Genomic DNA, 13,897 nt, shown 5'->3' on the forward strand with positions numbered 1-13,897 from the left:
CATGGATGTTTTCGAGTCAATTGATGCTGTCCCCGTGACCTACGGTCCCGTTGCCGTCACTATCGGCAAGTTCGATGGCGTGCACAGCGGACACCGTGCGGTGCTGGCTCGCTTGCGGGAGGTTGCCGCTGAACGCGGTTTGCGCTCTGTCGTTGTCACTTTCGACCGCAATCCGATGAGCCTGTTGAACCCTGCAGCGTGCCCACAACCTTTGCTGAGCAAGGAACAGAAGCTGGAACGACTGGCCACGACCGACGTCGACGCCGCTCTTGTCTTGACCTTTGACCGTGCCCTCAGCGAAGTCTCCGCTGATGACTTTGTCGCGACGGTACTCGCGGGGGCGCTCGACACCAAGGTTGTTCTCGTCGGAGCTGATTTCCGCTTTGGCGCTCGCGGCGCCGGCGATGTCGCTTTGCTGCGCACTCTCGGCGAGCAACACGGTTTTGATGTCGTTGTCATCGACGACATTGCTTTGGAAGAAGGCCGTCGCGTCTCCTCCACCTTTGTGCGCGAGCTTCTCGCTGAGGGCCGAGTGGCTGAGGCCGGGCAATTGCTCACGGCCCCGCACTCGGTTCGGGGCGTCGTGGTACTCGGCCAACAGCGTGGGCGAGAGCTCGGGTATCCGACCGCCAATTTGGAACGAAACTCTGAAGGCTTTATTCCGGCAGATGGCGTCTACGCGGCGTGGCTCGTCATAGACGGTGTTCGCTTTGCGGCAGCGGTGTCCATCGGCAACAACCCGACTTTTGACGGGGTGCCAGAGAAGCAGGTCGAAGCACACGCTCTCGACCAAGATTTCGATATTTACGGCAAGCGAGTCGAAATCGAATTCGTCGAATACGTCCGTGGCATGGTCAAGTACACGACGGTCGATGCTCTGATCGAGCAAATGTGCCTTGACGAAGTTGCCGTGAGAGAAATCTTGGGCGTCCCCGCAAAAGAGACGCCCAAGAAATAGTTCTTAAGAGTTAGCCCTTGATGAGCTTGTCGAGGGGAACCTTGACGCCGTTCTTGAGGTTCTCCACCACGTCATCGGGCACGTTGCCGACGATGGGCAGGTTGAGGTCCTTGGCCCAGTTCGCGACGGTCTCAAGGATCGTGTCGGTGTCGAGACCCTTGAGGGTCGGCTGGATGCCTTCCCAGATGGGCTCAAGAGCGTCAGTGTCGAGACCCTTGCCTTTGACGAGATCGCCGACGACGTCACCAATGTCCCCGAGGTCGAATCCGCTGTTACCCATATTTGTCTCCCTGAGATGCCAGCCGACACGAGTTGTCGGCGATACCACTATCGTACGGGTAGACGATTTCGGGGACGTAGACTCGTGCGAATGATTACACCCACGCGCACCCTGTGGAGGGGCCGCATTCTTGCCCTTGCTGGCATCCTGTTCGTTGCATTGAATGTGCGCACCGCAGTGGCGGCCATTTCGCCGATTATTGGCGTGATCGAAAACGACATCCCGATCTCGAGCCTCGGCCTTGGAGTGCTCGGGATGCTGCCGCCGATTGCTTTCGCCATCGCCGGAATCGCCGCGCCGGCGCTCGCTCGCGCCCGCGGTCTCGACGCTGGATTGCTCATCGCGGCGGCGGCCATGGTTGTGGGGTCCAGCCTGCGTGCGGTCAGTGATGACTACGTCGTCTTGGCCATTGGTAGTTTTGTCGCTCTGGCGGGAATGGGCATCGGCAACGTTCTGCTGCCTCCCGCCGTCAAAAAGTATTTCCCGGACCGCCTAGCGACGGTGACAGGTGGCTACGTCGTGCTCATCTCGTTGGGCGCGGCAATCCCAGCATTCTTCGCGGCACCGATCGCGGATGTTGCCGGCTGGCGAGTCTCTGTTGCGGTCTGGGCGGCGCTTGCACTCACAGCGTTCGTGCCGTGGCTTATTTTGACGTCGCGCGGACGGCAGGCCAAACGTCGTGCGGTGAGCGATGAGAGCGTGCTGCCGCTGACGCCCCATATTTCGGTGTGGGCCGTCGCTAAATCGCGGACGGCGTGGGCGATCACGATTGCGTTCGGTGTTTCCTCGGTTTCGTTCTATTCATTCTTTGCCTGGCTCCCGGAGATTCTTATCGAGTCTGCCGAGTTCACTCCGGTTGAGGCCGGGGCGATGCTGTCCCTCTTCGGACTCATCGGAATTCCGCTGGGTATCCTGAGCCCGATTCTTGCCAGCCGCGTGCAGAATATTGGTGTTGTCATCGCCGGGGGAGTCCTCGTGGGCGTCATCGGTTTTATCGGCCTGGCGTTTGCCCCGACGGTCGCGACCTGGTTGTGGGTGGTGCTCGTCGGGATCAGTTCGATCCTGTTCCCGCTGTGCCTCGTGTTGATCAATCTGCGCACGAGATCCCACGAAGGCTCAGCAGCCCTCAGCGGGTTTGTGCAGAGCGTCGCCTACTCGGTCGCGGCGCTTGGCCCGTTTGCGGTCGCCCTCGTGCGTGAGCTCAGCGGTGGCTGGGTGTGGCCGCTTATGTTCTTGCTGGGAGCTAGCCTGCTCGCGCTCATCAGCGCGGTTATGCTCGCCCGCCCTCGCTTTGTCGAAGACGAGATCGATTTTCCGGTAGCCGCTCTCGACGATTAGCGGTGCGCCTAGCCGCGTTCAGGATGCCAGCCGCAGCACGACATCCTGAACTGTGCGTCTAATGGCCGAGTGCTGAGGTGCTCAGGCGCTCGGGGTGGTGCACGAGGGAAGCCGCGCCAATCAGCGGGCCATCGCCGGAGAGCCCGGAAGCGACGACGCGCACCTTGGTGATGAACGGAAACGGTGCGCGGTCGGTGATGGCTTCGGAAACCAGATCGATGTAGTCGGCGGCGACGTGGGAGAAACCGCCACCGATTGCGACGAGTTCGAGATCAACGAGCGCCGTGGCTGAGGCGATTCCGTGGCCAACGGCACGCGCAGAGCGGCGAACCGCAGCGATCGCAATGTCGTTTCCGGCCGCATAGTCGGCAGACAGCTCTTCGCCGGTGGTACCGGTCCAGCCCTGCGATTGTGCCCACTCCACGGTTTTGGGGCCAGCGGCGACTGCTTCAACGCAGCCTGTTCCGCCACAACCGCAGATAACAGTTTCTCCTCCAACTTCGACGTGACCAAAGTGGCCGCCGTTGCCCGTGGGGCCGTCGATGAGCTGATTATCGAGGATGAGCCCGCCGCCGACGCCAGTGGAGACGACCATGCCCATGAAGTACTTCACTCCCTGGGCAGCGCCAATCCAGTGCTCTGCCAGTGCGATGCAGTTTCCATCGCCGCGCAGAGACACCGTGAGTCCTGGCAATTCTTCTTCGACCAAGGCTCGGACTCCAAAGTCGCGCCACGCGGGCAAGTTCAATGGGGAGACTTCGCCGCGCGACACCGAGATGGGGCCAGCGCTGCCGATGCCAGCACCGAGTAGTTCCGCGCCATCCGGAAGCTCGGCGATCGACTGGCGCACGACGGTGCGCACGCTCTCAGCGAGTTGGGCGCTCGACGATGCACGACCCGTGGGGGCGCGGAAGCGACTCGGGGTGAGAACAACGCCGTCGGGGTCAACGAGGGCGGCCTCAACTTTGGTTCCGCCAATATCAATGGCAAGGGCATAGCGATTTGATGTGGTGGTGGTCACGGCATCCACCTTATGGGGTTCGAGGGGTGGTCATTGTGCACCTGTGGACGTTCGTGTGGTGTTCAGCTTCAGGGTGTTTGCTGCTCGTGTGCGCACTCACGACCCCAACCAGCTGCTCATCTGAGCAAGCATCCCCGCATATGTTGCACGTGGGTGTCCGTGACTCTATCGTTGAAGCAGGAGGCAGCAGTGGATGAATCAACCGAACTCTTGGCCGTGCGCGTTGCCGAGCTCTATTACGAAGAGAACAAGACGCAAGACGAAGTCGGCGCCCTCCTCGGAATAACCCGGTGGAAAGTGGGCCGTCTGCTCACTCGCGCTCGCGAAGCCGGAATTGTTCGCATTGAGATCGTGCACCCCCGAGCCCGCCGGCTGGATATCGAACGTCAGCTGCGAGACCGCTTCGGCCTCAAAGATGCCGTTGTTGTTCCGCTTCCCGCCGAAGACGAAGAAGTGAGCCCTCGGGTGGCGCAAGCCGCCGCCGACTACCTCGCTGCCGTGCGCCCCATTCCGCGTACCCTCGGCGTGAGCTGGGGCCGCACTCTCGACGAGGTCGCTCGTTTGCTCGCTGACGGCTGGACTATCGGTGTTCAAGTAGTACAGATCAACGGCGGAGTGAGCCTCAACAGCAAGCAGGGCACCGCAGCTCAGACCGCAGTGACCATTGCGCAAAAGGGACACGGTCAAGCAACGTTGCTGCCGATCCCCGCAATTCTCGAGCAGGTCGAAACGAAGCGTGCGATCGAACGTGACCGAACGGTGGCAAGTGTTCGTGCGTTGGGTGCTTCGGCATCCGCGTATCTCTATAGCGCTGGTGTTGCTGGGGCTAGTTCCGTGCACGTCGATAGCGGCTACCTCACTGAGAGCGATGTTGACGAGCTCGTGGCTAAGGGAGCGGTTGGCGACGTTGTCGGCCGCTATATCGATAGCGCAGGCGAGATTGTCGATTCGGCACTCGACGAACGAACCGTCGGTATCGGCCTTAATGAGCTCCGTGCTGCTGAGCACGCAATTTTTGTCGTCGCTGGCGACGCTAAACATGACGTCGCGCGCGCCGTCGTTACGAGTGGGCTGTGTTCCGTCATCGTCACCGATGAGGCCACCGCTCACGCCCTTCTGGAGGAAACTACATGACAATCGAATCGGCCATCGCGCTCGCTCCTGCTGAGCGCGCGGTCAATCTCATCGGAGCAGACCTGACCGAGAAATCTCTCAAGCTTCACCTTGAGGGGCTCCCGGGCGTCGACGCGGTCGGTCTTGAGCAGCGTGCTGCAGCGCTCGGCACTCGCTCGATCAAGACCACGTCAAAGGCGTGGGCGCTCGACACCATTATCAAGCTCATCGACCTCACCACTCTTGAAGGCGCAGATACCCCTGGCAAGGTTCGCTCGCTCGCCGCCAAGGCTGTACTGCCGGATGCTTCGGATGCCTCGACTCCTCAGGTCGCAGCCGTGTGTGTTTACGGCGACATGGTTCCCTACGCGGCCGAAGCCCTCGGGTCATCCTGGTCACACGGCTCAGACAACGGAATCAACGTTGCCGCCGTCGCGACCGCGTTCCCGAGCGGACGCTCCTCGTTGCCGATCAAGATCATGGACACCAAGGAAGCCGTCGCTAACGGTGCAGACGAAATCGACATGGTCATCGACCGTGGCGCCTTCCTCTCCGGCAAGTACGGTGTCGTCTTCGATCAGATCGTGGCGGTCAAAGAAGCCTGCCGCCGCGAGAACGGCACCTACGCTCACCTCAAGGTGATCTTGGAGACCGGCGAGCTCAACACCTACGACAACGTTCGCCGCGCATCCTGGCTGGCAATTCTGGCCGGGGGAGACTTCATCAAGACGTCCACCGGTAAGGTCGCGCCCGCCGCGACTTTGCCCGTCACCCTCCTCATGCTCGAGGTTGTGCGCGACTGGCACCTGCTCACCGGGGAGAAGATCGGTGTGAAGCCCGCTGGCGGCATCCGCAGCTCGAAGGATGCCATCAAGTACCTCGTCACGGTTGCTGAAACGGTGGGCGAGGAATGGCTTCAGCCGCACCTGTTCCGCTTTGGAGCATCCAGTCTTCTCAATGACGTGCTCATGCAGCGTCAGAAGCTCACCACCGGCCACTACTCCGGCCCCGACTACGTCACGATTGACTAAGGCACACCATGACAGAGAACGATAAAGCACTGAGCGCGAAGGTCCCGAGTTTTCTCGACTACGCCCCAGCCCCCGAATCGACTTCGGTTCTGCACTTGAAGAAGCACTACGGTCTCTTCATCGATGGTGAATTTGTGGATGGCCGCGGCGACGCGTTCAGCACGATCTCACCGGCGACCGAAAAGGAGATCGCCTCGATCTCCAACGCCAACAGCGCCGATGTGGATGTTGCCGTCGCTGCAGCCCGCAAGGCCTACGACCGCACGTGGTCGAAGCTCTCGGGCGCTGACCGCGGCAAGTACCTCTTCCGCATCGCGCGCCTCGTGCAGGAGCGGGCTCGTGAGCTTGCTGTTGCCGAGAGCCTCGATAACGGAAAGCCGATCAAGGAGAGCCGCGATGTTGACGTGCCTCTCGTTGCTGCCTGGTTCTTCTACTACGCCGGTTGGGCTGACAAGCTCGACTACGCCGGTCTCGGCCCAAACCCGCAGTCGCTCGGTGTTGCCGCTCAGGTAATCCCGTGGAACTTCCCGCTGCTCATGCTCGCGTGGAAGATCGCTCCGGCGCTCGCGGCAGGAAACACCGTCGTGATCAAGCCGGCAGAGACCACTCCGTTGAGCGCGATGATCTTCGCCGAAATCCTGCAGCAGGCTGACCTGCCCAAGGGTGTCGTCAACATCGTCACCGGCGCCGGCGACACGGGCCACGCGCTCGTCAACCACCCCGACGTCAACAAGGTCGCCTTCACCGGCTCAACCGGTGTTGGCCGTGCAATCGCGAAGTCGGTCGCAGGAACGGGCAAGAAAGTCACTCTCGAACTCGGTGGCAAGGCGGCGAACATCGTCTTCGATGACGCCCCCATGGACCAGGCCATTGAGGGAATCGTCAACGGCATCTTCTTCAACCAGGGTCACGTCTGCTGTGCAGGATCGCGACTGCTGGTTCAAGAGAACGTGCACGACGAGGTCGTCGACCGTCTCAAGGCGCGGCTATCCACGCTGCGCATGGGTGACCCGCTCGACAAGAACACCGACATTGGTGCGATCAACTCAAAGGCTCAGCTCGACCGCATCCGTGAACTCAGCGACATTGGTGAGGCCGAAGGTTCCGAGCGCTGGACCGCCGACTGCCCGATTCCCGACAACGGTTTCTGGTTTGCACCAACCATCTTCACGAACGTGTCGACCTCGAGTCGCATCGCTCGCGAAGAAGTCTTCGGGCCTGTGCTGAGCGTTCTCACGTTCCGCACCCCAGCAGAAGCTATCGCTAAGGCCAACAACACGCCCTACGGCCTGTCTGCGGGCATTTGGAGCGAGAAGGGCTCACGAGTCCTCGCGGTGGCCGACAAGTTGCGTGCTGGCGTGATCTGGGCCAACACGTTCAACCGTTTCGATCCTGCGTCGCCCTTCGGCGGCTACAAAGAGAGTGGCTACGGCCGCGAGGGTGGCCGTCACGGACTGGCCTCCTACCTAGAATCCGCTGGATGGGCCGCGCCCGCCGTCACGAAAGGTGGCAAGAAATGACCCGTCTCACGGTTCCTAAGACCTACAAGCTCTACATCGGTGGCAAGTTTCCGCGCAGCGAAAGCGGCCGCACCTACGAAGTCGCCACTAAAAAGGGTGCCTTCCTCGCGAACGCAGCGCTGGCAAGCCGCAAGGATGCACGGGATGCCGTAGTCGCCGCCCGCGCAGCCTTCAGCGGCTGGTCGGGGGCCACGGGCTACAACCGTGGCCAGGTGCTGTACCGCATCGCCGAGCTGTTGGAGGGTCGTCGCGAGCAGTTCATCGACGAGCTCATGGCTACCGAATCTCTCTCGAAGTCGGCAGCGACCGCACAGCTCGATACGGCAATCGATGCGTGGGTTTGGTATGCAGGCTGGGCAGACAAGTACGTGCAGGTTGCCGGTAACGGTAACCCCGTTTCTGGTCCGTACTTTAACCTGTCAACGCCTGAGCCGAGTGGCGTTATCGCGATCGTTGCTCCGCAGGACTCGTCGTCGTTGCTCGGCCTCGTGAGCGTCATTGCTCCGGCTCTCGTCAGCGGCAACACGGTTGTCGTGGTTGCTCACCAGAACGCTCCGCTCAGCGCGATCAGCCTCTCTGAGGTTCTCGCGACGAGTGACGTTCCCGGTGGTGTCGTCAATATCCTCACGGGGTCACCAGCGGAGATTGCGCCGTGGCTTGCGAGCCATGCGGATGTCAATGGTCTCGACCTCGCCGGAGCAGAACAGCTCGAGTGGGTTGACCTTCAAATCGCGGCAGCCGACACGCTTAAGCGCGTGCTCGGCCCGGTTGTAGGGGTTCCTGCGCCCTCCGTTGAACGCATCGTTCAGTGGACCGAAACGAAAACGGTCTGGCACACGAAGTCTCTGATTTAGCCGAGAGGTGTGGCGTGGGGGTTGCCCAGCGCGCGTATCTACGGATACTTGCTGAGTAATGATTTTTTCACGCCACACTCCGTCTCGTATTGTCAGCGCCGCCTTTGCCTTCCTGCTGGCGATATTTCTGGTCCCTGTCGCCGCAGCCAGCCCCGCTTCTGCGGCAGAGGCAGACACGATTTACAGTCTCGTAAATGAAGCTCGGTGGGATGACGGTCAGCTTGGCCTCATCCGCAACGCTGAGATGGACGCGGTCGCTTTGGCGTGGGCCAAGAAGATGGCGGCGAACAACACCATGTCGCACAACCCCAACTATTCGGATCAGATCCCGAGTGGCTGGCGTTCGGCTGGCGAAAACGTGGCACAGGGCTACCGCACCGCTCAGGCGATGCATGATGGCTGGATGGCGTCGCAGGGCCACCGCGAGAACATCCTGGGCGCATTCACCGACATCGGTATCGCCTTCTACTCCAGCGGGGGAACAACGTGGGGAGTTCAGGTCTTCGCGACCTACCCAGGCCACACTGGTCCGGATGCGGCTTCCGCAGCGCCCGCACCGGATCCCGATCCTGAGCCTTCTGAGGAGGCGAGCGATTCGGCAACCGCCTCCGCAACGCCGACTCCCACCCCGACCGCCAGCGAGACGGGCGACGCGGGCACGGGAACGAACTCATCCTCGGGGTCGTCCTCCGACGGAGCAATTGGTGAGATTGACGGCGATGCCGCTCCCACGCTCTCGCAAGCCGAGTTGCAGGCCAGCGTCTATGGCGCTCGCCCCGACTACACCTGGATCTCGTGGACCATCTTCTTCACCCTGCTTGCGGTCGGCGGAGGCTTCTGGTTCGTGGTGTGGCGTCGTCTAAAGTCACGACGGCCTGTAGCGCGTCGCGCCCGTCAATAGAAGCCCCTAGGGCGAGTATCTAGGCGTTTGTGCGCTGCTTCCCAGTCGCGCTGCCTAGTGTTGTCGCATGCGCGTTCTCGTAACTGGAGCAACAGGATATTTGGGTGGCCGACTCGTACCTCGGCTGATCGAAGCGGGTCATACGGTGCGCGTTCTGGTGCGCAACCCCCGCAAGCTGCAGGACGTCCCGTGGCGTGAGGATGTCGACGTTGTCGTCGGTGATCTCACCGACGCGAACTCTCTCACCGACGCCATGGTCGACATCGATGCGCTCTATTACCTCGTGCACGCCATGGGCGCCGCTGGGGACTTCGAAAAGACCGAGAAGCTCTCCGCGACCAACGTGGCAAAGGCGGCCAAGAAGGCGGGTGTCTCGCGCATCGTCTATCTCGGTGGCTTGCACCCCGCCGGAGATATCTCTGAGCTCAGCCGCCACTTGCGCAGTCGCGCCGAGGTGGGCAACATCCTGCTGGAATCTGGTGTGCCCACCATTGCGTTCAACGCCGGCGTGGTGATCGGTTCGGGTTCGGCATCATTCGAGATGATCCGCCACCTCACCGAGGTGCTTCCTTACATGCCCGCACCGAAATGGGTGCGTAACTTTATTCAGCCGATCGCGGTGCGCGACGTGCTCTATTACCTCGTGTCTGCCCTCGAACTGCCAGCAGAGCTCAATCGCAGCTTCGACATCGGCGGCCCGGATGTGCTGCGCTACGGCCAAATGATGAATGGCTACGCTCTCGAGGCGGGGCTTCACCAGCGCCCCATCGCATCATTGCCGGTGCTGACCCCGTGGCTGGCCTCGCAGTGGGTCAACTTGGTGACGCCCATCCCGCGCTTGCTCGCTGTGCCGATTATTGAGTCGCTTCAGTTCGACTGTGTCGTGCGCGACACGTCGGTGTCCGATTTCATTCCTGAGCCCGAGGGCGGCCTCACGGGGTACCGCGCTTCGGTGCGCTTGGCCCTAGTAAAGATGGGCGATGGCGAGGTAGAGACGAGCTGGCAGGATGCCACAGTTGTCGGTGCGCCGAGCAATCCGCTCCCCAGCGACCCGGAATGGACGGGGCACACGGTCTATACCGACCTTCGAGAACGTGAAACTCCGGCGTCAGCGGAGGCCCTCTGGGGCGTCGTCGAGGGAATCGGTGGTGAGAACGGGTGGTATTCCTTCCCGTTGGCGTGGGCTCTGCGCGGCTGGCTCGACAAGCTGGTTGGTGGGGTCGGCCTGCGTCGTGGCCGGCGGCATCCGAGCACGCTCAATACGGGCGATGCTCTCGACTTTTGGCGAGTGGAAAGCATCGATCGTGGGCACAGTTTGCGGTTGCGTGCCGAGATGAAGCTTCCCGGGCGGGCGTGGCTTGAGCTGACCGTTGAGGATCGCGGTGACGAGGGTGCGCTGTATCGCCAGCGCGCCGTATTCTTCCCGAGCGGTTTGGGCGGTCGGCTGTATTGGGCGGCCATTTTGCCCTTCCATGGTGTGATCTTTAGCGGCATGGTGAACCGGATTGTGGCAGCGGCCGAAGCCGAGTCAGCCGAATAAAGTGCGCCGAGCGGGCTAGGAATGCGCTATTTTTGACTAATGTCAGGAATCGTTGTCGTCGGTAGCGCAAACATTGATCAGGTCTTTCGGGTAGAACGGATTCCCTCTCCGGGAGAGACCGTCCTTTCTCAAGGGCTCAACACCGCGCTCGGCGGTAAGGGTCAAAACCAGGCTGTTGCCGCAGCGCGCGCGGGAGTAGCAACCACCTTTATCGGCGCCGTCGGAAACGATGGTTTCGGCGAAATGGTGCGCACCGGACTCGCAGCCGACTCTATCGACGTGTCGCACCTCAAGACCACAGACAAGCCAACCGGAACCGCGCTCATCGCTGTCGATCCCACGGGCGAGAACACGATCATCGTTGAGGCCGGTGCCAATAACGACGTCGCTAACCTCACGAGCGAAGACTCTGCCGCGATCAGCGCAGCATCCGCTCTCATGATGCAGCTGGAGATCCCGCTGGCTACCGTGATCGAGTCAGCTCGTATCGCTCGTGCCGTTGGCACGCGCGTGATTCTGAATGCAGCACCCATTCAGGCTCTCCCCAAAGAGCTGCTGGATAACCTCGACATCTTGATCGTCAACGAGCACGAGGCTACTGAGCTCGCGCGCGATAATGGCCTCTCTGCTGACCTTGAGGGAGTGGGAGAGCGACTCTTGAGCCTCGTCTCTACCGTCATCGTCACCCTGGGTTCGAAGGGTGCTGCTCTTCACCGCGTCGGCTCTGAGCCGGTCGTCGTTCCCGCTCACCGGGTCACGGCCGTAGACGCTACGGGCGCTGGCGACACGTTCTGTGGTGCCTTCGCCGCGGGCGTCGTCGAAGGAATGATGATGGATGATGCTCTGCGCTTTGCTGGCGCTGCGGCATCCATTTCGGTAGAAAATCACGGTGCTGTGCCGTCGATTCCGCACCGGGCAGCAATTGAGACACGCCTTAACTAATCCGCCGAAAAGGTAACGGATTGGTAACAGGCTCGCTATAGTGGGGTCACCGTGAACGTGCGGCAACCCGACACAAGGACGGCGAGTCAATGGCGACATCGCACCACCTGGCACACCCGAAACACCATCTTCGAGCACGGAGAGCTGCGCTAGCGGCCACGATAGTGACGGCGGTCACGCTTGCTCTCGTGCTGAACGCCAACGTCGCTCGCGTGCATGCGGCGGGAGTTTTCACCTCGCTTAAGGCGCCGGGGGAGGCCGCGTTCATCGCCGGTCATCGCGGCGACAAGACCGTTGCTCCCGAGAACACGATCGACGCCTTGAGTCTCGCGCTCGATAGCGCGGCCGACTATGTCGAAACGGATGTGCAACTGACCTCCGATGGCGTTCCCGTGCTCATGCACGACTGGACCGTTGATCGCACGACAGACGGCACTGGTCCGGTGTGGCAATACACCTACGAGGAGCTTTCTGCCTTAGACGCTGGCTCGTGGTTCGGCGAGGAATTCGCGGGAGCCAGTGTGCCCACCCTTGAGCAGTTCTTAGGGGTGCTTCGCTGGTCGACAAAGAACGCCATCCTCGAACTCAAAGGATCATGGACCGACGATCAGGTGGCGCTCGTCGCCGATCTGATTGCCCGCAATGGCGTGAACAACCACGTGATCATCGGCAGCTTCGACATCATGACGCTGCAGGCCGTGCAGCGGGTGAGTCCAGAGTTACCCGGGATGCTCATCGTTGGAGACATCGTCGGAGACCCGGCGGAACTCGCGGCAGCATCAGGGGCGGTGGCACTCGTCACGAGCAAGAAAGCCATCACTCGCGACCCCACCCTCGTGCAGCGCGTTCACGATGCGGGGCTCGGCATCCTGATCTACACCCTCAACGATTCAGACACGTGGTCGGATGCTGTTGCCCTTGGCGTCGACGGAATCGTCACCGATCGTCCGGCAGAGCTCGGCACGTGGATCGCGAAAGAAGTCTCGGACGCAAATACCCTCCCGCTAGCACCTCGTCGTGCCGCAGCGGGATAACGCAGTCGTGTACGACTCACCTACAGCGAAGCGATGAGGGCTCGATAGAACGCGATGCCGTCGAGGTAACTGCTGACGAGCATCCGCTCATTGCGCGCGTGCAGAGTGTCGCGCACCTCTCGTGCCATCGCGAACGGCGTGAAGCGGTAGACGCCGGTGCTGATGCGGGTGAAGTGGCGGCTGTCCGTAGCTCCATTTTGTACGTAGGGGGTTACGAGGGTTCCGGGGAAGCTCTTTTCGATCGTTGAGCGCAGCAGTTCCCAGGCGAGGCCCGTGGTAGCCGAAACCGGCGATGGCTCGCCGGGGGAGTCAACCGTCACCCGAACGCGCTTGTCGTTGATCGCGCGCGTCACATGCTTGACCGTCTCGTCGAGACTTGAGTTCACGGCGATGCGCACATTGATGACGGCGCTGACCCGCTCGGGCATGGCATTGACGGCGTGACCCCCCTCAAGGATCGTGACCGCTTGGGTCGTACGCATCATGGCGGCGAGCTCGTCGCTTTTGCGCACAAGAATCGGCACGAGGAGTGCTTTGGTCCACGACACGTTGCGCAGCAAGTAACCGGTAACGCCGCCAGCGTGCTCGCCGAGCAGTCGCATGAGGTCAGCGCCCGTGGGAGTGAGTCGCGACGGAAAAGGACGAGAGTTGAGACGGACGATGGCCTGAGCAAGACGCACGGCGGCGGGGGTTTTCGGCGGTGTAGAAGCGTGTCCACCCGACTGATCGACGGTGAGTCGAAGAGCTGCTGTGCCCTTCTCCGCAACACCAACCACGGCCATCGGGGAATCGACCTGCTCGAAGACATCATCAACGATGGCGCCCCCCTCATCGAGCACGAGGGTGGGTGTGATGCCTCGGCTTTCGAGAAGATCGACAATGGCGGCTGCCCCGGTTCCGTGAGTTTCCTCATCGTGGCCGAAGCACAGATAAATGTCCTGAGCCGGAACGAGGCCAGCTTCGAGTTGCGTCTCAACCGCCTCAAGGATGGCGATAACAGAACCTTTGTCGTCGAGCGTGCCGCGACCCCAAATCAGCTGCTCATCGTCTTTGCCGCTGAGTTCGGCAGCGAACGGCGGCCGTTTCCAGCCTTCGTTAGTGGCCGCGACGACGTCGTAGTGCCCCATGAGCACAGCGGGTTCGGTCGATGCGCGACCGCGCCAGCGGAAAATCAGGGAATGGTCCAGCACCGTTTCGCGCTCGAGCCGGCTGTGGCACAGTGGATACAGTTTGCGCAGCGTCTGGGCGAAACGGTCGAACTCTTGCCATTCGGTAGTGGAGGCATCCTCCCGAGAAATGGTGGGAATTCGAACGAGTTCTTGCAGATGTTCGACAGCCAAAGCACTCTTCATACGTCGACTCTAG

The 13,897-nt window shown here is 61.5% G+C and carries 13 protein-coding genes; 10 read left to right on the top strand and 3 right to left on the bottom strand.

Annotated features, from left to right (window positions below):
• The first annotated feature begins 1 nt into the window (after window position 1).
• Window positions 2-958 (top strand): bifunctional riboflavin kinase/FAD synthetase, encoded by a 957-nt coding sequence (locus I6E74_RS13750; RefSeq protein WP_197126665.1) that lies wholly within the window; start codon window positions 2-4, stop codon window positions 956-958.
• A 10-nt stretch (window positions 959-968) separates the two neighbouring features.
• Here the strand turns inward: I6E74_RS13750 and I6E74_RS13755 are convergent, their stop codons facing one another.
• A complete protein-coding gene (locus I6E74_RS13755; protein WP_197126666.1) occupies window positions 969-1,238 on the bottom strand; it encodes a hypothetical protein in 270 nt (89 codons plus the stop codon).
• A 90-nt stretch (window positions 1,239-1,328) separates the two neighbouring features.
• Here I6E74_RS13755 and I6E74_RS13760 point away from each other — a divergent pair, with 90 nt between their 5' ends.
• Window positions 1,329-2,576: a CynX/NimT family MFS transporter gene (locus I6E74_RS13760; RefSeq protein WP_197126667.1), complete on the top strand. Its 1,248-nt coding sequence runs from the start codon at window positions 1,329-1,331 to the stop codon at window positions 2,574-2,576.
• A 58-nt stretch (window positions 2,577-2,634) separates the two neighbouring features.
• On the opposite strand, the gene I6E74_RS13765 is transcribed toward I6E74_RS13760, so the two are convergent.
• Window positions 2,635-3,597 (bottom strand): ROK family protein, encoded by a 963-nt coding sequence (locus tag I6E74_RS13765; RefSeq protein ID WP_197126668.1) that lies wholly within the window; start codon window positions 3,595-3,597, stop codon window positions 2,635-2,637.
• A 189-nt stretch (window positions 3,598-3,786) separates the two neighbouring features.
• Here I6E74_RS13765 and I6E74_RS13770 point away from each other — a divergent pair, with 189 nt between their 5' ends.
• From I6E74_RS13770 to I6E74_RS13805, 8 genes are all read left to right on the top strand, one after another.
• Complete coding sequence (locus I6E74_RS13770) at window positions 3,787-4,731, top strand: sugar-binding transcriptional regulator (protein ID WP_197126669.1); 945 nt, start codon at window positions 3,787-3,789, stop codon at window positions 4,729-4,731.
• Window positions 4,728-5,741, top strand: a complete 1,014-nt coding sequence (gene deoC / locus I6E74_RS13775; RefSeq protein ID WP_197126670.1) for a deoxyribose-phosphate aldolase — start codon at window positions 4,728-4,730, stop codon at window positions 5,739-5,741. Before I6E74_RS13770 ends, deoC begins: the two co-directional genes overlap by 4 nt.
• 8 nt (window positions 5,742-5,749) lie before the next feature.
• Window positions 5,750-7,261 carry an aldehyde dehydrogenase family protein gene (locus tag I6E74_RS13780; protein WP_197126671.1) on the top strand — a complete coding sequence of 504 codons (1,512 nt, stop codon included), beginning with the start codon at window positions 5,750-5,752 and terminating at the stop codon, window positions 7,259-7,261.
• A complete protein-coding gene (locus I6E74_RS13785) occupies window positions 7,258-8,115 on the top strand; it encodes an aldehyde dehydrogenase family protein (protein ID WP_197108834.1) in 858 nt (285 codons plus the stop codon). The genes I6E74_RS13780 and I6E74_RS13785 overlap by 4 nt, the downstream gene beginning before the upstream one ends.
• 58 nt (window positions 8,116-8,173) lie before the next feature.
• On the top strand, window positions 8,174-9,016 hold the full coding sequence (locus I6E74_RS13790) for a CAP domain-containing protein (RefSeq protein WP_197126672.1): 843 nt from the start codon (window positions 8,174-8,176) through the stop codon (window positions 9,014-9,016).
• 67 nt (window positions 9,017-9,083) lie between these two features.
• Window positions 9,084-10,556, top strand: a complete 1,473-nt coding sequence (locus tag I6E74_RS13795) for an SDR family oxidoreductase (protein WP_197126673.1) — start codon at window positions 9,084-9,086, stop codon at window positions 10,554-10,556.
• Window positions 10,557-10,595: 39 nt separating this feature from the next.
• On the top strand, window positions 10,596-11,498 hold the full coding sequence (locus tag I6E74_RS13800) for a ribokinase (protein ID WP_197126674.1): 903 nt from the start codon (window positions 10,596-10,598) through the stop codon (window positions 11,496-11,498).
• 164 nt (window positions 11,499-11,662) lie between these two features.
• A complete protein-coding gene (locus tag I6E74_RS13805) occupies window positions 11,663-12,532 on the top strand; it encodes a glycerophosphodiester phosphodiesterase family protein (protein WP_307784487.1) in 870 nt (289 codons plus the stop codon).
• Between the two features lie 20 nt (window positions 12,533-12,552).
• Here I6E74_RS13805 and I6E74_RS13810 read toward each other — a convergent pair whose 3' ends face one another.
• Complete coding sequence (locus I6E74_RS13810; RefSeq protein ID WP_197126676.1) at window positions 12,553-13,884, bottom strand: M20/M25/M40 family metallo-hydrolase; 1,332 nt, start codon at window positions 13,882-13,884, stop codon at window positions 12,553-12,555.
• Window positions 13,885-13,897 lie beyond the last annotated feature (13 nt).

The sequence above is a fragment of the Salinibacterium sp. SWN139 genome, assembly GCF_015864625.1.
Lineage (GTDB): Bacteria > Actinomycetota > Actinomycetes > Actinomycetales > Microbacteriaceae > Rhodoglobus.